14 protein-coding genes are annotated in these 18,256 nt (G+C 71.7%); 8 read left to right on the top strand and 6 right to left on the bottom strand.

Annotated elements, in window-relative coordinates; all coding sequences use genetic code 11:
- Positions 1-247: 247 nt before the first annotated feature.
- Positions 248-2,269: a DEAD/DEAH box helicase gene (locus H4J02_RS00800; protein WP_187675255.1), complete on the bottom strand. Its 2,022-nt coding sequence runs from the start codon at positions 2,267-2,269 to the stop codon at positions 248-250.
- A gap of 259 nt (positions 2,270-2,528) precedes the next feature.
- On the opposite strand from H4J02_RS00800, the gene H4J02_RS00795 reads away from it, so the two are divergent.
- Both H4J02_RS00795 and H4J02_RS00790 read left to right on the top strand, forming a co-directional pair.
- Complete coding sequence (locus tag H4J02_RS00795; RefSeq protein ID WP_187675254.1) at positions 2,529-3,506, top strand: alpha/beta hydrolase; 978 nt, start codon at positions 2,529-2,531, stop codon at positions 3,504-3,506.
- A 65-nt stretch (positions 3,507-3,571) separates the two neighbouring features.
- Positions 3,572-4,147, top strand: a complete 576-nt coding sequence (locus tag H4J02_RS00790) for a hypothetical protein (protein ID WP_187675253.1) — start codon at positions 3,572-3,574, stop codon at positions 4,145-4,147.
- Between the two features lie 2 nt (positions 4,148-4,149).
- Here the strand turns inward: H4J02_RS00790 and H4J02_RS00785 are convergent, their stop codons facing one another.
- Together H4J02_RS00785 and H4J02_RS00780 are read right to left on the bottom strand one after the other, a co-directional pair.
- Entirely contained in the window at positions 4,150-7,272 is a 3,123-nt protein-coding gene (locus H4J02_RS00785; RefSeq protein ID WP_187675252.1) for an efflux RND transporter permease subunit, read from the bottom strand.
- A 201-nt stretch (positions 7,273-7,473) separates the two neighbouring features.
- The gene (locus H4J02_RS00780; RefSeq protein ID WP_187675251.1) at positions 7,474-8,892 is read right to left on the bottom strand and encodes a PLP-dependent aminotransferase family protein; all 1,419 of its coding nucleotides are present in this window, start codon (positions 8,890-8,892) and stop codon (positions 7,474-7,476) included.
- A gap of 62 nt (positions 8,893-8,954) precedes the next feature.
- Between H4J02_RS00780 and H4J02_RS00775 the strand changes: the two genes are divergently transcribed.
- Complete coding sequence (locus H4J02_RS00775; RefSeq protein ID WP_262406157.1) at positions 8,955-9,602, top strand: YitT family protein; 648 nt, start codon at positions 8,955-8,957, stop codon at positions 9,600-9,602.
- Positions 9,603-9,767: 165 nt separating this feature from the next.
- On the opposite strand, the gene H4J02_RS00770 is transcribed toward H4J02_RS00775, so the two are convergent.
- On the bottom strand, positions 9,768-10,511 hold the full coding sequence (locus H4J02_RS00770; RefSeq protein WP_187675249.1) for a TipAS antibiotic-recognition domain-containing protein: 744 nt from the start codon (positions 10,509-10,511) through the stop codon (positions 9,768-9,770).
- 154 nt (positions 10,512-10,665) lie between these two features.
- Between H4J02_RS00770 and H4J02_RS00765 the strand changes: the two genes are divergently transcribed.
- The 3 genes from H4J02_RS00765 to H4J02_RS00755 all read left to right on the top strand — a co-directional run bounded on the left by H4J02_RS00765 (position 10,666) and on the right by H4J02_RS00755 (position 13,828).
- Positions 10,666-11,466 (top strand): DUF4097 family beta strand repeat-containing protein, encoded by an 801-nt coding sequence (locus H4J02_RS00765; protein WP_187675248.1) that lies wholly within the window; start codon positions 10,666-10,668, stop codon positions 11,464-11,466.
- Positions 11,463-12,104, top strand: a complete 642-nt coding sequence (locus tag H4J02_RS00760; RefSeq protein ID WP_187675247.1) for a PadR family transcriptional regulator — start codon at positions 11,463-11,465, stop codon at positions 12,102-12,104. The genes H4J02_RS00765 and H4J02_RS00760 overlap by 4 nt, the downstream gene beginning before the upstream one ends.
- Before the next feature lie 83 nt (positions 12,105-12,187).
- Positions 12,188-13,828, top strand: a complete 1,641-nt coding sequence (locus H4J02_RS00755; protein ID WP_187675246.1) for a hypothetical protein — start codon at positions 12,188-12,190, stop codon at positions 13,826-13,828.
- Positions 13,829-13,835: 7 nt separating this feature from the next.
- On the opposite strand, the gene H4J02_RS00750 is transcribed toward H4J02_RS00755, so the two are convergent.
- A complete protein-coding gene (locus H4J02_RS00750) occupies positions 13,836-14,477 on the bottom strand; it encodes a hypothetical protein (protein ID WP_187676364.1) in 642 nt (213 codons plus the stop codon).
- An 87-nt stretch (positions 14,478-14,564) separates the two neighbouring features.
- On the bottom strand, positions 14,565-15,296 hold the full coding sequence (locus H4J02_RS00745; protein WP_187675245.1) for an alpha/beta fold hydrolase: 732 nt from the start codon (positions 15,294-15,296) through the stop codon (positions 14,565-14,567).
- A gap of 152 nt (positions 15,297-15,448) precedes the next feature.
- Between H4J02_RS00745 and H4J02_RS00740 the strand changes: the two genes are divergently transcribed.
- Together H4J02_RS00740 and H4J02_RS00735 are read left to right on the top strand one after the other, a co-directional pair.
- Complete coding sequence (locus tag H4J02_RS00740; RefSeq protein WP_187675244.1) at positions 15,449-16,129, top strand: GntR family transcriptional regulator; 681 nt, start codon at positions 15,449-15,451, stop codon at positions 16,127-16,129.
- 32 nt (positions 16,130-16,161) lie between these two features.
- Positions 16,162-18,207 (top strand): APC family permease, encoded by a 2,046-nt coding sequence (locus H4J02_RS00735; protein WP_187675243.1) that lies wholly within the window; start codon positions 16,162-16,164, stop codon positions 18,205-18,207.
- The last annotated feature ends 49 nt before the right edge of the window (positions 18,208-18,256 follow it).

The following is an 18,256-nucleotide window of genomic DNA, read 5'->3' as shown; positions in this document are numbered from 1 at the left end:
CGGCGCCGACATCGCGCAAGAGCCCGCGCGAGCGCGTCATCCGCTGTTCATGCGCCGCTCATCTGCGCACGGGGGTTGCGCGCGGATGCTGTTGTGCAGGAGTTCGCTGTTGTGCAGGAGTTCGCTGTTGTGCAGGAGTTCCCGCCAACGCGAAAGCGCGTGGCCTGGAAACTCAGGCCACGCGCTTCGATCTCCTGCAGAACCGCGCGGGACTCCTGCACAACAGCAGAAGCCCTGCACAACAGGATCAGCGGCCGGCGAGCTCGCGGATGATGTCGTCGCCCGGGACGACGGGCGTCCACTCGGCCACGATCTCGGCGCGCGAGAGCAGGTCCTCCGTGCGGCGGCGACGGTTGCGCGGCACGAGGGTCACGACGGTGCCCTCCTTGCCGGCGCGGCCCGTGCGGCCCGCGCGGTGCAGGTACGCCTTGTACTCGTCGGGCGCATCCGCCTGGATCACGAGCGACACGTCGTCGACGTGGATGCCGCGCGCGGCCACATCCGTCGCCACGAGCGCCTGCACGCGACCGTTCGCGAACTTGTCGAGCGCGCGCTGTCGGCGCGACTGCGTGAGGTCGCCGTGGATCGACTCGGCGCGGATGCCCGCATCGTCGAGCAGGTCGGCGAGCTGCTCCGCGAACGCGCGGGTGCGCGCGAACACGAGCTTCTTGCCGGGACCCGCAGCGAGCTCGATGAGCACCTCCTGCTTGTCGCGCTGGTCGAGCAGCAGCACGCGGTGCTCGATCGTCGAGCTCGCCTGGTCCTCGCCCGCGACCTCGTAGACCGCGGGGTCGGTGAGGTACGCATCGACGATCTCGGCGACGCCCTTGTCGAGGGTCGCGGAGAACAGCAGGCGCTGGCCGCCGTCGGGGGTGTGATTCAGGATCGCGGTGACCGGCTCGGCGAAGCCCAGCTCGCACATGTGGTCGGCCTCGTCAAGCACCGTGATCTGCACGTTCGACAGGTCGAGACGGCCCGAGTCGGCGAGGTCCTGCACGCGACCGGGCGTGCCGATCACGATGTCGACTCCGCGCTCGAGGGCGCCCAGCTGACGTGCGTAGGGCACGCCGCCGTAGATCTGGGTCGTGAAGAGGCCCACGCTGCGCGCGATCGGCTGCACGGTGCGGTCGATCTGCAGGGCGAGCTCACGCGTCGGCGCGAGGATGAGCGCGCGCGGAGCGCGACCGAACTCGCGGCGCTTCTGGTCGCCCGCCTGCATCTGCAGGAGGCGCTCCACGAGCGGGGCGCCGAAGGCGATCGTCTTGCCCGAGCCCGTGCGGCCGCGGCCGAGCACGTCGCGACCCGCGAGCGCATCCGGGATCGTCGCCGCCTGGATCGGGAACGGGCTCTCGGCGCCGAGCTCGGCGAGCGCGCGGACGATGTTCTGGCCGAGGCCGAGGTCGGCGAACGACGCGTTCTCGACCTCGGTCGCCTCGACGGCCTGCGCCTCGAGGCGCTCGAGCACAACGTCGTCGACGTGGTGGCGCGGGGCGCGGTCGTCGCGACGGTCGGTGCGGTCGGTGAACTCGCGGCGCGGACGCTCGTCGAAGCGGCGGTCGTCGCGGTCGCGACGCGGGCGGTCGCCGAACTCGCGGCGGGGACGCTCGTCGCGCTCGAAGCGGGGACGGTCGTCGCGACGCGGACGGTCGTCGCGCTCGAAGCGCGGGCGGTCCGACTCGTAGCGTCGGCGCTCGTCGCGACGGGGACGGTCGTCGTCGAAGCGACGCTGGGGGCGCTCGCCGTCGTTGCGACGCGGGCGCTCGTCGTCGAAGCGGCGCTGCGGGCGCTCGTCCTCGAAGCGGCGGGGGCGGTCGTCGCCGAAGCGACGCAGCGGCCGGTCGCCCGCGAGGCGGTGCGGGCGATCGCCGGCGTGGTTGCTGCGGGAGGACGGCGCGCCGTCCCGACCCCGGTAGCCGCCCGTGCGCGGCGCGTCGTCCTCTCGGACGAAGCGGTCGCGGTCGCGGCCGTAGCCGTCGCGCTTGCGGGCCGCGGGGGCGCGCTCGACGGACGCACGCGCATCCTTGCCGCGCGGCTCCCAGTTAGGGCGACCGTCCTCGGCGCGCTCGGTGCGCTTGCCGCGGGGACGCTCGACGGGGTGGCCGTACGCGGCCCGCTGCTCGCTCGACCAGCGGGGCTTCTTGCCGCCGCGGGCGGCATCCGTCTCCGGCTGGTAGCCGCGGTGCTTCGCCGACGGACCGCCGACCTTCTTGCCGCCCTTGTGGGCGTTGTTCTTCTTGGCGCCCTGGGGCGCGCGGGCGTTGTACGCCATGGATGTCTCTCCGGTGCTCATGAGTGTGCGCCGCGCGCAGACGCACGCGACGAGAACCCGGACGCAGGTGGGCCGGGGCCGTTTTCCTCAAGGAATTCCTCGTCCACGGATGCGTGGACGATCCGGCCCGCTCGACCTACACAGTGCATAAGACGCGGCGACAAGCCGCGATTCGTCGAGAGCCGACCGCACGAGCATAGCGGTGCCACCCGAGGATCCGCCGAGAATCGCTGCGAAGCGGGGTTACCGTAGTGCGATCATGCGCGCCGCGAACCCGACACGTGCCGCCCTCGCGGCCCTCGTGCTGGGCGCGCTCGGGCTCGCGGCGGGCGGATGCGCCCCCACCGGCGACGAGGCGGACGTCGAGGTCGAGGGGGTCGTCGTCTCGAGCAACCCCCACCTCGCCACCGACCCGACCGTGCCGACGACGGTCGACATCCCCTATCGCGCCGTCGACGGGCAGCCGCTGTTCCTCGACGCGTGCATGCCGCCCGACTTCGACCCGCTCGACGAGCCACCTCGGGCGGCCGTCGTCGTGGTCCACGGCGGCAGCTGGGCCCGCGGCTCGAAGAACGACATCGCGTGGCGTGCCGTGTGCCAGTGGCTCGGCGCATCCGGCTACCCGACCTTCGCCGTCGACTACCGCCTCGCGCCCGCGAACCCCTACCCCGCGGCGATCGACGACCTCGTCGCCGCCGTCGAGTGGCTGCGCGAGCCCGAGCAGACGGAGCGGTTCGGCATCGACCCCGACCGCATCGGCGCGCTCGGTGGCTCCGCCGGCGGCAACCTCGTGTCGCTGCTCGGCACGCGCGGCACGGGGCCGCTCGACACGGGGTCGCGCGTCGCGGCCGTCGTCGAGCTCTCGGCCCCCGTCGACCTCACGGGCGTCGCCGCGACCGACGACTTCCTGCCCGTGCAGGCCGCCTACCTCGGATGCGTCGCCACGATGGAGTGCCCGCTCGCCCTCGCGGCGTCGCCCAACACGTGGGTCGACGACACCGACCCGCCGTTCCTCGTCGCCCACTCGACCGACGAGATGATCCCGCTCGAGCAGGCGCGCATCCTCGTGCGAACCTTGCGCGGGGTCGGGGTCGACACGACGTTCGTGCAGGTCGAGGGCCGCCTGCACTCGATCGCGATGATCGACGACGGGCTCAAGGAGCGCATCCTCGACTTCTACGAGCGCACGCTCACTCCGCAGGTGCTCCCCCTCGTCGAGGCCGACGACGAACAGTGATTCGCAGAGGGGACTTCCGTGCCCCTCGTGTGAGCCTGATCGAACTCAACAGGGGGAAAACGCACATGCCCGAGTGCCTCGCCGCCACCGGCTCCACCGACACCTCGCTCATCGCGCTCGGCGCCGTCCTGCTCGTCGCCATCGGTGTCGCCGTCGTCTGGCGTTCCGGCCGCGTCCGTCACGGTGTGCTGGGCCTGCTCGCGATCGGCGCGCTCGTGGCCGTGGGCACGCTCGGCGCTCCCGCCCCCGCGCAGGCCGCGGACGACTGCTCGCCCGCAGCCGCCTCCGCCACCGCGACCCCGACCCCGACGCCGACGCCGGCCGTCACCGTGGCCGGCGTGTGGGCCGGCCAGATCCCCCAGTCGTACGGCATCGTCGTGACGATCACCGACGACGGCACCACGGCACCCGCCGTCGGCGAGTACCCCGGGTTGTGCGGCTTCACGTGGGCGCAGACGGCGCGCACCGAGACCACCATCACGTTCGTCGAGACGGTCGACGACGCGGCCTGCGTCGATCAGGGGGAGATCACCCTCACCCCCGTCGGCTCGCCGGTGACGAGCATCGGGTACCACTACGTCTATCCGAGCGTTCCCGAGTGGAACGAGTCGATGACCCTCACCCCGCACTCGGAGGACTGAGCTCAGCCCACCGGCACGGGCGCCGCGGCCTCCGCATCCTTCGTCGCGCGCTTCGCCTCGCGACGCTCCTTCGCGCCCTCGACGAGCGAATAGAGCGAGGGGAGCACCACGAGCGTCAACACGGTCGACGAGATGAGCCCGCCGATGACGACGATCGCGAGCGGCTGCGAGATGAAGCCGCCCTGGCCGGTGAGGCCGAGGCCGAGCGGCAGGAGCGCGAAGATCGTCGCGAGGGCCGTCATGAGGATCGGGCGCAGACGCCGGCTGGCACCGTGCACGAGCGCGTCGTTCACGGCGAGCCCGCGGTCACGGTACTGGTTCACGAGGTCGATGAGCACGATCGCGTTGGTGACGACGATGCCGATGAGCATGAGCAGGCCGATGAGCGACGCGACGCCGAGCGGGATGCCGGATGCGAGCTGCAGCAGGATCGCACCGGTCGCCGCGAACGGAACCGAGACGAGCAGGAGCAGCGGCTGCCGGAGGCTGCGGAACGTCGCCACCATGACCGTGTAGACGATGAGGATCGCGGCGAGCAGCGCGATGCCGAGCTGCGTGAACGCCTCCTCCTGGTCGCTCGTGACGCCGCCGATCGTGGCGCTGACGCCACCCGGCAGCTCGAGCGACTCGAGCTCGGCGAGCACCGCGGCCGAGGCGGACCCGACGTCGGCGGTCGCGGGCGTCACCGAGACGCTCGCCGTGCGGATGCCACGCTGCGTCGAGATGGACGCGGGCCCGTCGACCTGCTCGACCGTCGCGACGTCGCCGACGGTCACGGGGCCGAGCGGCGTCGCGAAGAGCACGAAGTCGCGCAGCTCCTGAACGGTCGTGGGCTTCGCGGTGTTGGCGATGTAGATCGAGAGGTTGTCGCCGTCGAACTCGACCGAGCCGACCGGCACGGGCAGCATCGCCTCGGCGACGATGCCGCCGACAGCGACCTCGGTGAGGCCGAGCGCCGCCGCCTTCTCGCGGTCGACGTCGATCGCGATGTAGGGCTGCGTGGCGGAGAGGTTCGACTCGACCTGCTGGGCGACGTCGAGGTCGCGCATCGCGGCGACCACGTCATCCGTCGCCTCCCGGAGCGTCTCGGCGTCGGGCGCGGTGATCTCGATCGCGATGTCGCTCGAGAAGCCGGTGCTGCCGGAGGAGATGGTGATCTCGCCGGCGTCGTCGCCCATGCCGTCGATGACGTCCTGCACGTCGGCGCGGATGCGCTCCTGGTCGGCGCCCTCCTCGGTCGTGATCGAGAAGGTGTTGGCCTCGGCGCCGCCGAAGAGCGAGCCGAGGGCGATGCTGAGGCCGCCGCTCGAGCCGATCGTGGCCTGCACGGTCTCGATGCCGTCGACCTCCCCGAGCTTCTCCTCCAACTGGGCCGCGGCCTCGTCGCGTGCGTCGAGGCTCGTGCCGGCGGGCAGCGTCTGGCGCGCCGAGAGCGTGTTCTGGCCCGAGTTGCCGACGAAGTTCGTGGGCACGATCGGCACGAGCGCGAGCGTGATGCCGAGCACGACGACGGCCGAGATGAGCGTGACGACGGGATGCGCGACGGTCCACCGGATGACGGGGAGGTACGCCTTCTGCAGGCGGTCCGGCCTCGCGAGCTCCGCGTCGAGGTCGTCGTGCGCGGGCGCCTCCGCCTCGGCCGCGTTGTGCGCGTGGTGCGGCTTGGCCTTGAGGAACCAGTAGGCGAGCACCGGCACGATCGTGAGCGCGACGAGCAGCGACGACGCGAGCGCGATCGTCACCGTGAGCGCGAACGGGCGGAACAGCTCGCCCGTGAGGCCGCCGACGAGCGCGATCGGCAGGAACACCGCGGCCGTCGTGACGGTCGAGGCGGTGATCGCGGACGCGACCTCGCGCACGCCGACGAGCACCGCATCCTTCTTCGCGGCACCGAGGCCGAGGTGCCGCTTGATGTTCTCGATGACGACGATCGAGTCGTCGACGACGCGGCCGATCGCGATCGTGATGGCGCCGAGGGTCAGCACGTTGAGCGAGTAGCCCGTGGCGAGCATCGCGACGAACGTGATGAGCACCGAGACGGGGATCGAGATCGCCGCGACGAGCGTCGAGCGCACCGAGAAGAGGAAGAGGAAGATCACGACGACGGCGAAGGCGAGGCCGAGCAGGCCCTCGGTCGCGAGCGACTCGATCGAGTGCTCGACGAAGGGCGCCTGGTCGAACACGACCGAGAACGTCGTGTTGCCGCCGAGGGCCTCCTCGAGCTCGGCGAGCTTCTCCTGCACGCCGTGCGACACGTCGACCGTGTTGCCGGCGGGGGTCTTGGTGATCGCGACGGTGAGGGAAGGCTCGCCGTTGACGCGCGAGATGCCCGTGACCGGGTTCTCGGTGATCTCGACGGATGCGACGTCGGCGATCGTGAGGCCGGAGCCGACGAGCGGCAGGGCGCCGAGCTCGTCGGTCGACTCGATGCGCGTGCCCGCCTGCACCGTGAGGGTCTTGCCGTCCTCGTCGATCTGGCCCGCGGCGAGCAGGGCGCCGTTCGCCTTGAGGGCGTCGCGGATGGCCTGGGTGCTGAGGCCGTTCCCCGCGAGGAGGGCGGCATCCGGCGTGATCGTGATGCGCTGGCCGGTGGCGCCGTAGACGGACGCGGAGCTCACGCCGGCGACCTGCTCGAGCTCGGGTACGGCGATGTCGGCGAGGCGGCCGGCGAGCTCGGCCGGCTCGAGGTCGCTCGTGACGGCGAGCTGCACGATGGGGAAGTCGCTCAGCGAGAAGGTGACGACCGTGGGGTCGACCGCGTCGGGAAGCTGCGACGAGATGCGGCCGATCGCGAGCTCGACCTTCTGCTCGGCGCGCGTGAGGTCCGTGCCGTAGGTGAACGAGGCCTGCACCGTGGAGACGCCCGACGACGACGTGGCGGAGGTCTCCTCGAGGCCCTCGATGCCCTGCAGCGCCGTCTCGATGGGGGTCGACACCGACTCCTCGACGACGTCGGGGCTCGCGCCCGGGTAGGTCGTGACGACCGTGACGTTGGGCAGCGTGAGCGAGGGGAACAGCTCCATCTTGAGCGCGGTGAGCGCGTAGCCCCCGAAGATCGCGACGACGATCGTGAGCAGGGCGATCAGTGCGCGGTTGCGCAGGCTGAACACGGAGAGCAGAGACACGGTTCCCCCGGGGTGCTGGATGCAGTGGTGCTGCGGATGCCGCGATCGCGGCTCGGGTAGGCGGCACGGCACCGTGCCCGCGCTCAGTATTTCAGCCGCGAGGGGCCCTTAACTTCCAATCCGCTGGGGGTCACCCTCCGCTGACTGGTCGGTTTCTGGCCTCATTCCCGGGGTTTGAGGCCAGAAACCGACCGGTCAGCGTCAGACGACGTGGGCGAGGTTGGCGTCGTCGAGGCGCAGACCGCGGCGCGTGACCGAGTTCCACGCCGCCGCGAGCGCGTCGACACCGCGGTCGAGCTGGTCGGCAGGCATGCCGAACGGGATGCGCAGGAAGCGCTCGAAGACGCCGTCGAGCCCGAAGCGGGGGCCGGCGCCGATCACGAGGCCCTCGGTGCGGGCGGCGAGCGCGAGCTGCGAGCTCACGGGCGCGCCGATGTTGACCCACGCGACGATCCCGCCCTCGACGTGCGGCATCCGCCACTCCGGCAGTTGCTGACGGATGCGCTTCGCGAGGTGGTCGCGACCCTGGCGCAGGTAGGCGCGGCGTCCGGCGAGGATCTGCTCGTAGTCGGGCACGAGCTCGGCGACGACGAGCTGGTCGAGCACGGGCGTGCCGAGGTCGCTCGCGAAGCGCACGCGCGCGAGACGCTGGATGAGGTCGCGCTCGGCGCGGATCCAGCCGAGGCGGAGGCCGCCCCAGATCGACTTGCCGACCGAGCCGATGACGACGACGTTCGGCGCGACGGGGAAGGGAGCGGGGCGCGGCTGACCGTCGAGGCCGAGCCCCGTCATCGTCTCGTCGATGACGAGCGTCGTGCCCTCGCGCGCCGCGAGCTCGAGCACCTTGGCGCGCGTCGCGGCATCCATCGTGCGGCCCGTGGGGTTCTGGAACTCGGGCATGAGGTAGGCGAGCGTGGGGCTCGTGCGCTGGAAGGCCTGCTCGAGGCCGAGCTCGTCCCAGCCCTCGTCGGTCGTGACGGCGACCGGCACGAGCCGCGCGCCGGCGGCCTTGAGGGCGTCGAAGGCGTGCGGGTAGCCGGGCGACTCGACGATCGCGCGGTCGCCGCGGCCGAGCAGGGTGCGCGCGACGAGGTGGATGGCCGACTGCGCGCCGACCGTGATCATGAGCTGCTCGGGGTCGGTGGGCACGCCGCGCTCGGTGTAGCGGTCGGCGATGGCGCGGCGCAGCACGAGCAGACCGAAGGGGTCGAAGCCGCTGTCGCTCAGGAAGCTCGGGAGTCGCGCGGCAGCGGCGGTCGCGGCCTCCGCGACGGCGGGGAGCGCGGGCAGCGACGCCTTCGAGAAGTCGAGGGGCGCATCCGCGAGCAGGTCGAGGTCGATCGACGCGTCCTGCGGCAGGCGCGCGGTGCTGCCCGAGCCGCGCACGCTCTCGAGGTAGCCGGTGTCGCGCAGCTCGGCGTAGGCGGCCGACACGGTCGTGCGGCTGAGGCCGAGGTGGGTCGCGAGCTCGCGTTCGGCGGGCAGGCGGGTGCCGAGCGGGATGCGGCCGTCGAGCACGAGGAGCCGGATGCGGTCGGCGAGCGCCTGGTAGGCCGGCCCGCCGGAGCGGCGCCAATCCACCATGAGCAAGGCCAATGCGCGGGCCGACAGCGTGTTCATGCGGCCAGTGTAGCCAGATTGGCTTCTTGTTCAAGGGCCAATTGCCGGATGAGATGTTCACCGTGACCGCCACCCTGCTCTGGACCCGCCGCATCGCGCAGCTGCTCGTCGGCCTCTTCCTCTACGGCGTGGCGATCGCCGCCATGGTGCGCGCGGGCATCGGCGTGGGCCCGTGGGACGTGCTCACGCAGGGCATCGTGGCGCAGACCGGCATCGGGTTCGGCATCGTCGTCGTCGCGGTCGGCGCCGTCGTGCTGCTGCTGTGGATCCCCATCCGCCAGAAGCCCGGCATCGGCACGGTGCTCAACATCCTGCTCATCGGCCCGGCGGCCGACATCGGACTCGCCGTCATCCCGCAGCAGCACGAGTGGTGGATGCAGGGCCTCGTCTTCGCGGGCGGTCTCGTGATGCTCGCGATCGCGACGGGCCTCTACGTCGGTGCGCGCTTCGGCCCCGGCCCGCGCGACGGGCTCATGACCGGCATCCACGCCCGCTGGGGTTGGCCCATCTGGGCCGTGCGCACGGGCATCGAGGTCACCGTGCTCGCCGTCGGGTGGCTGCTCGGCGGCCAGGTCGGCATCGGCACCGTGGCCTTCGCCCTCCTCATCGGCCCCCTCGTCGGCCTGACGCTCCCGTTCTTCCACGTGCCCGAGGCACCCCGCCCCCGTCCCGTGGCGGACGCCGCACCCGCAGGGGAGGTGATCGCATGATGCTCCTCCTGCTCGCGCTCGCCGCGCTCGCCCTCTGGGGTGCCGTCGCGACCGTCGTCGCCGTCGTCCGCAACGGACGCGAGGCGCGACAGCCGCAGTGAGCGACGCCCGCGCATCCGGGTGAAGACGGATGCGCGGGCGCACTCTCCCTGGGCGGGTCGCCTTCTACAGGTGGGCATCCGCGTAGACGCGCAGCGCGTCGCGCACGAACGCCGCGCCCTGCTCGCCGCCGTAGTTCGCGCCGAAGCGCGGGTCGGCGACGTACAGCTCGCCGAGTCCCACGACGTACTCCCTGTCGGCGCCCGGGGTGCCCGGGATGCCGGCCAGCCACTCGACATGGCGGCGGGCGAGCTCCTGCGCCTCGTCGGACTCCGGCGCGATGCCGGACTCGGCCGCGGCGATCCAGTCGGCTCCGAGCTGCGCGCTCCGCGCCTGCCAGTCGCCGCGCTCGGCGTCGCTCATGCCGCGCCACCAGGCGTCGGACTTCGCGTACGCGTCCCTGCCCCAGCGCTGCTCGACCTCGTCCTTGTACTGCGTGTGGTCGAAGCCGTCGAACATGTTCTCTGCCATCGGTTCCTCACCTCCCTCCAGTGCCTCGATGGTCGCCTCGACGCTCGCCAGCTGGCGGGCGAGGCGGTCCTGCTCCTGACGCAGCCACTCGCGGTGTGCGAGCAGCGCGTGGGCGTCATCCGTCTGCCCCTCGAGCACGCGGGCGATCGCGGGGAGGCCGAGCCCGAGCTCGCGCAGCAGCAGTACGCGCTGCAGGCGCACGAGCGCATCCGCGTCGTAGCGGCGGATGCCGCCGGCGCCGACGCTGCTCGGTCGCACGAGCCCGACGTCGTCGTAGTGCCGCAGCGTGCGGCTCGTGACGCCCGTGAGCCGGGCGACTTCCTGGATCGTGCGTTCCACGTCGTCCTCCTTCCCTTGGCAGCGACGTTAGACGTTGACGCTGCGTCAACTGCAAGGGCCGAACCGAGAATCGTGTTGCGAAGTGGAGAGACGCGATATATCGTGAGTTCTCGAGAGACGCGATATATCTCGATTCGAGTGAGGAGGAGTCGCGATGGCTCAGGAGAAGTGGCTCGTCGACGGCCCGAAGGTGATCGACCTGGAGAACATCCGCCGACTGAAGGTGGGCCTCGTCGGCGGGCACGTCGACATCGTCGGTCACGACGAGCCGGGCGTGCGCGTCGAGGTGCACAGCGTGACCGGCCGCGACCTGCTCGTGAAGCTCGACGGCGACCGCCTCGAGATCGACCACCCGCAGCTGCGCTGGGACAACTGGATCGACGCCTTCAAGAACTTCGGCTCGTCCATCAAGGCCGAGGTGAGCGTGCTCGTGCCGCGCGACATCGGCCTCACCCTCGGCGTCGTCTCGGCCGAGGCGCTCGTGGCGGGGCTCGAGACGGATGCGTCGCTCAACACGGTCTCGGGCGACCTCGTCGCCGACGGCCTCACCGGCAAGCTCACCGCCAACTCGGTGAGCGGCGAGGTCACGGTGCGCGACCACACGGGCGCGGTCGGCGTCAACACGGTCTCGGGCGACGTCATCGCATCCGGCACCATCAGCCGCTTCGACGTCGACGGCGTCTCGAGCGAGGTCATGCTCGACGCGGCGGGGGTGCCCGACACCGTGCACGTCAACACCGTCTCAGGAGCGGTCACCGCCCGCTTCGAGCCCGAGACGCCCGCGAGCTACACGGTGCAGACCGTCGGCGGCAAGCTGCAGCTCGACGCGCAGAGCATCAGCGTCGTCAAGGGCCGCTACACCGCCCGCCACGGCGAGCTCGACGGCCGCTGGGCCGACGTGCGCATCAACACGGTCGGCGGCGACGTGAGCATCCTGCACGCGGTGCGCGCATGACGCCGCCCGTCTTCGCCCACGGCCACCTGCGCCTCTACCTGCTGAGCCTGCTCGACGAGCGCCCGCAGCACGGCTACGAGCTCATCCAGTCGCTCGGCGACCGCTTCGGCGGCACCTACGTGCCGAGCGCCGGCACCATCTACCCGCGGCTCGCGAAGCTGCAGGAGGAGGGGCTCGTCACGAAGGAGTCCGACGGCCGCCGCACGGTCTACGCGATCACGGATGCCGGCCGCGCCGAACTCGCGTCGCGTCAGGACGAGCTCGCGGAGATCGAAACGGACGTCACCGACTCGGTGCGCCGGCTCGCCGACGAGGTGCGCAGCTCGGTGAACGACGCGATGCGCTCGCTCAAGGCCGACCTGGCCTCCGCGGCTCGGGAGGCGCGCACCGACACGAGCCACGGCATCCGCAGCGCCGAGGCGATCCCCGAGGCGGCGCAGGATCGCGACGCCCGCGCCGCATCCCGTGCCGCGATGCACGAGGCCGAGGCCGCGCTCGCGAGCTTCCGCGCCGACCTCCGCTCCGAATTGCGCACGCAGTTCGCCGCCGGAACGCTCGGCACCGACGGGCCGGAGCTGCTCGTCCGCCGGCTCGACGAGGTGCGTCGCGAGGTGACGGCGGCGTTGCGCGCGCGGTGATCGCCCCCTCACGGGGGGCGCGCGGGCCGTCCCCCGGCGCCTAGCGTGGGGGTACCCCGTTCGTGCTACCCGAAAGCACCTCCATGCCCCGCGCCCTCCGCCGCCTGTCCGCATCCGTCGCCGCCGTCGCGCTCGCCCTCGGGGGTGTCGCCCTCGGGGCGGCGCCGGCCCAGGCGGCCGACTACGTGCCCTCCGGCACCTGGACGATGCCCACCAACGTCACCTGGGGCACCCAGGTGCAGATATCGTCCAGCTTCACGTCGATGCTCGCGCTGCTGCCGGGTGCGTCAGGCCTCACCTTCAAATCCACCCAGTGGATCCGAGTCAGCGATGGCGCGGTGCTCAGCAACGACCAGTGGTACACCACGACGATCGACGACATCGGCACCGACCTCTACGGCGTGCAGCGGGTCATGGTCAGCGGGGGGCCTCATGACGGTCAGATCGCGACCCTCACCAGCAACTGGTCGCACGTCTCGGCACGCCAGTTCACCCAGCCGACGTTGGCGGCGCCGGGTGAGGCGGTCGCGGGCGGAATGCTGACTGTCTCCGGAACCGGGTGGGGCGCCACGCCCACGGGCTACGACTGGGAGTGGCGGCGCGTCGCCGACAACGCGCTCGTCGGAAGCGGATCCGGCGCCGTCGTCGGCGGATACCAGATCACCTCGGCCGACGTCTCCGCCGGTTCCGTCTTCTACGCCGTCGTCACCGCCCACCTGGCCGGCTACCTCGACGCCACGTGGTCGACGAGCTTCTCGCAGACCGCCCACCTCGGCTCCTTCGCGAACGTCACCGCGGTGCCCACGGTCTCCGGCGCCGGTCGTCTCGGCACGAGCTTCAGCGCCGGCTACGACGCCTCGGGCGTGACGCCGGCCCCGACCTCCGTCACCATCCAGTGGCGGACCACCGACGGCATGATCGTCGGCACGGGAGCGACGTTCGCCCCGACGAGCGCGCTCCTCGGGCAGCCGCTCTACGCCACCGCCCTCCTCGAGCGCGACGACTACCAGGACTACGTGACGCTCGGATCCGCCTACACGGCCACCGTCGCGCTCGCCGACCAGACACCCGGGGCGGCGCCGGTGGTCACCGGACGCAACGCCCTCGGCGGGGTGCTCACCGCATCCGTCGACACGAGCGCCTGGTCGCCCGTGCCCGACTCGTTCACGTACCAGTGGTTCCTCGAAGACGGCACGCCGATCGCCGGGGCCGACCAGGCGACGCTCGCCATGACCGACGACCTCGTGGGCGAGGTGGTCTACGTCGCCGCCACCGCACACGCCGTCGACCACCACGACTACGTCATCGCCTCGGCGCCGACCGGCAAGATCGCGAAGCCGACCGTGGCCGCGAGCGTCACGAGCGTGCAGGCCGGCGACACGGTCACCGTGCAGGCCTGGGGCCTGCTGCTCGACGAGGAGTACACGGTCGAGCTGCACTCCACCCCCGTCGTGCTCGGCACCGCCACCTCGGATGCCGCCGGCACGGTCTCGCAGACCTTCCGCATCCCCGCCTCCACGCCGGCGGGTGCCCACACGGTCGTGCTGCTGCGCGACGGGGTGCAGGTCGCCGAGATCGCCATCACCGTGACGGCGCAGCCCGCGCTCGCGGCGACGGGTGCCGATGCGGGAGTGCTCCCGCTGGGACTGGCGCTGTTCGTGCTGGGGCTGCTGCTGACGGTGGTCTCGAGACGCGTCGCTTCGCGGCGCTCCTCGACCAGCTGAGCCGGAATCAGCCCGCGAACCCCACCGGGATGTAGAGGTCCTGCACGCGGTCGCCGAGCGCCGTGTGGTCGTTGCGCGTGAAGATCGCGCAGCGCTGCGTCGTGCAGTCGTAGTTCTCGCCGACGGGGTCCACGATCTCGAGGTAGGCCGTGAAGGTGCCCGTCGCGACGTCGTCGAACGGGCGCGCGCCGAACAGCTTCCACGCCCAGTCGTCGTTGATCCAGTTGCTCGGGGCCCACTGGATCTCGCCCGAGCTCTCGGCCGATCCGTCGGTCTCCTGGTCGGGCACGCCGCCGAGGCACGGCCCCGGACGCTGTCCGGGCTCCGGGATGACGCACACGGCCACGTAGATGCCCTGGCCCGCGTCGTAGCCCGTGCCGCTCACGACGATGCGGTCGCCGACCGCGAGCGCCGAGGTGTCGACCGTGCCGCCCGGCTCGGGCGAGAGCACCGTGAGCTCGCGCGTGCGGCCGTCGTCGCCCCGCGCCGTCACCGTCGTGGGCCACTCGTCGACGGGGGTCTCCTGGTTGGAGGATCCGCCGTCCTGATGCAGCAGGATCGGGAGCCCGAGGATCGCCGCGGGCACGAGCAGCACGACGACGATCGCGGCCGCGATCCACGGCCAGCGTCGTCTGCGGCGTGCACTCATCACCGCACGATCATAGGAGCGCGCGGCCCCGCGCATCCGTCGTCGTCGCCCGCCGGAGGGATGCGGCGGGCGACGACGGCATCCGGCTCACCGGACGGCGCTGCGCACGGTGCTGCGGGCGGCCTCGAGGATGACCTCGGCGACGGCCTCGGGCTGCGAGACCGTGATCGCGTGCGAGGCGTCGATCTCGACCGCGGTCGCACCCGCACGCTCGGCCATGAAGCGCGACGCCTCGAGCGGCACCGCGAGGTCCTGCGTCGCGATGACGCTCCACGAGGGGGTGTCCGTCCAGGCGGCCTGCGTCGCGGTGTCGGCGAGGGCCTGAGCCGCGATCGGACGCTGCGTCGCGGCCATGAGGGCCGCGGTCTCGCCGTCGACGTCGCCCGCGAAGATCTCGTTGAACTTCTCGTCGACGATGTAGAGGTCGTCGCCCGAGGTCTCGCCCGTGCGGTACGGCACGGGCGCGAGGGCGGTGCCGAGCAGGTTGCCCGGGAACCGGCCGGCGAGCTCGCCCGTGCTCTCGCCGGGCTCGAGCAGGAAGCTCGCGACGAACACGAGGGCGGAGACGTTCGGCAGGCCGGCGGTGGCCTCGGATGCGACGCTCCCGCCGTAGGAGTGCCCAGCCACGACGACGTCGCCGTCGATGCTCTCGAGGAGGCTGCGCACGTACGCGGCGTCGGATGCGAGGCCGCGCAGCGGGTTGGCGACGGCGATCACGCGGTGGCCCGCCTGCTGCAGGCGCGGGATGACCCCGTTCCAGCTCGCGGACTCGGCGAAGGCTCCGTGCACGAGGACGATCGTCTGGGGGGTGGTGCTCATGGCTTCGTTCCTTTCGTCAGGCCCCCGGCTCCAGGTCTCGTCGTCGGGGTGTCGCCCGCTGTAACGCGCGCGATGTGCGATATATTGCATTCAGTCCGCAATCCCGTCAAGACGCGTGGCGCACCGCGGCAGAGTGTGCGCAAGATAAGCCGATGCCGATCCCGAGCGACCGAGCCCGCGTCGACCGCACCCTGCTGCGCGACGACGTTCTCGGCACCCTCCGCGCTGCGATCATCGACGGCACCTTCGCGCCCGGCGAGCAGCTGCGCGACGGCGAACTCGCCGAGTGGCTCGGGTGCAGCCGCACGCCTGTGCGCGAGGCGCTCCTGCAGCTCGCGCGCAGCGGCCTCGTCATCGCGCGGCCCGGTCGCTCGACGGTCGTCAGCACGCTCGACCTCGAGCGCGTGCGCGAGGCGCGCGACGTCGTGGCGTCGATGCACGCGCTCGCCGTGCGCACCGCGGTGCCGCTTCTCGCATCCGACGACATCGCCGAGATGCGCGCCGCGAACGACGCCTTCGAGGCCGCCATCGCGGCGCACGACACGGATGCCGCCCTCGCCGCCGACGAGCGACTGCACGGCGTGCCCGTGCGCGTCGCCGGCAACCGCATCCTCGAGACCGTGCTCGACCAGTTCGCGCCGCTCATCGAGCGTGCCGTGCGCCTGCGCTTCGACTCACCCGAGGGCTGGGGCTCGCTCGCACGTCACGCCGAGCTCATCGACCTCATCGAGGCGGGCGACGCGGAGGCCGCTGCCGCGCTCGCGCAGGAGACCTGGAGCAGCCTTTTCCCCGGTGAGAACCCTGATGACGAGGGCTCACGAACCCCCCATTGACGCGCGCCGCGGGAAGCGTAGAGTTGCCCGCCGTGACCCCTGAGGGCGAGACCGCCCCACCCGAACCGCCGAGGTCCGCCAAGAACTGGCTCATCGGCGACCCGCTCCCCACCGAGAAGCTCGACGGGCAGCTGCTGCCCAAGCACCTCGCGCTCCCGATCTTCGCGAGCGACCCGCTCTCCTCCGTGGCGTACGCCCCGCAGGAACTGCTCATGATCCTGCTGCTCGGGGGCTCGAGCCTCGTGCTGCTCGGCCCCTGGGTCGCGGCGTGCGTCGTGCTCCTGCTCGTCGTGGTCGTCGCGTCGTACCGGCAGCTCATCAGGGCCTACCCGTCGGGCGGCGGCGACTACGAGGTGGCCTCGCGCAACCTCGGCGAGCGCGCCGGGGTCGTCGTGGCCGCCGCGCTGCTCGTGGACTACATCCTCACGGTCGCCGTCTCGGTCGCCTCGGGCGTCGACAACATCATCTCGGCGATCCCGTCGCTCAACCCGTGGCGCGTGGAGCTCGCCGTGGGATTCGTCGTGCTGCTCGCGGCGATCAACCTGCGCGGCGTGCGCGAGGCCTCGAAGGCCTTCGCCGTGCCGACCTACCTCTTCGTCGTCTCGATCGCCGTCATGGTCGTCACGGCGATCGTGCGGATGCTCCTCGGCGACGCCCCCATCGCCGAGAGCGCCGGCTACGAGGTGCGCGCGCACGAGCTCACGCAGGCGGCGTTCGTGCTGCTCCTGCTGCGCTCGTTCGCGAGCGGATGCGCCGCTCTCACGGGTGTCGAGGCGATCTCGAACGGCGTGCCCGCCTTCCGGCGCCCCAAGATCCGCAACGCGCAGCGGACGCTCGTGGCGATGGGCGCGATCGCGATCGTGCTGTTCTCCGGGCTCACGGCCGTCGCGCTGTTCACGGGCGTGCAGTACTCCGAGAACCCCTGCGACCTCATCGGATGGGAGGAATGCGCGACCGACCCGCAGCGCAGCCTCATCGCCCAGGTCGCATCCGCGACGTTCGGCGACAACAGCGTGCTGTTCTTCGTCGTGCAGGCCGCGACGGCGGCCGTGCTGCTGCTCGCCGCCAACACGGCCTTCAACGGCTTCCCGCTGCTCGGCTCGGTGCTTGCGAAGGACGGCTACGCGCCGAAAGCCCTCGCGACACGCGGCGACCGCCTCATCTACTCCAACGGCGTCATCGCGCTCGCGGCCGTCGCGATCGTGCTGCTCGTCGGGGCGCAGGCGAACGTCACCGTGCTCATCCAGCTGTACATCATCGGCGTGTTCATCTCGTTCACGCTCGGCCAGATCGGCATGGTGCGGCACTGGATGCGCGTGCTGCGCGAGCGCTCGGAGGCTGCCGGCCCGGTGTGGCGCGGTCTCGCGATCAACGCCCTCGGTGCACTCATGACGGCATCCGTGCTCGTCATCGTGACGGTCACCAAGTTCACGCACGGTGCGTGGATCGTGTTCGTCGTGATGCTCGTGCTCATCACGCTCATGATCGGCGTCAACCGCTACTACCGGGATGTCGACCGCGAGATCGCCGCCGACGCGACGACCGTCTTCGGCGCATCCGGCGACCACGCGATCGTGCTCGTCGGACGGATGTCGAAGCCCGTGCTCAAGGCCCTCGACTACGCGATCGCGGCGCGGCACGCGTCGATCGAGGCCGTGCACGCGTCGATCGACGACGAGGCGAGCGAGGAGCTCGAGCGGCGGTGGGCGGAGTTCGACATCCGAGTCCCCCTGCGCATCATCGCGTCGCCGTACCGCGACATCTCGATGCCGCTCATCTCCTACATCAAGCGCCACCGCGAGGAGCACGGGCCCGAGGTCGTGACCGTCTACCTGCCCGAGTACATCGTGGGCCACTGGTGGGAAAACGCGCTGCACAACCACAAGGCACGCCGCATCCGGCACAAGCTGCTGCTCGTGCACGGCGTCGTGGTCGCCCTCGTGCCGTGGCTGCTCGACTCGTCCGACCTCGTCTACGGACGACGCTCGCGGCCGCTCCCCGGTCAGGATCGCCGCGGCGAGCCCATCCGCCCGCCCGTGCGGGCGCCGCAGCGCGCAGCGAAGCCCCCGCGGCGTTGACGCCGCGTCGGCGCCGGTTTGATCGCGGCGCGAGCCCCTATTAACGTTT

The organism is Protaetiibacter sp. SSC-01, from assembly GCF_014483895.1.
Lineage (GTDB): Bacteria > Actinomycetota > Actinomycetes > Actinomycetales > Microbacteriaceae > Homoserinibacter.
Note: the sequence above shows the minus strand (reverse complement) of the source record. Positions and strands in the feature narration are given on the sequence as shown.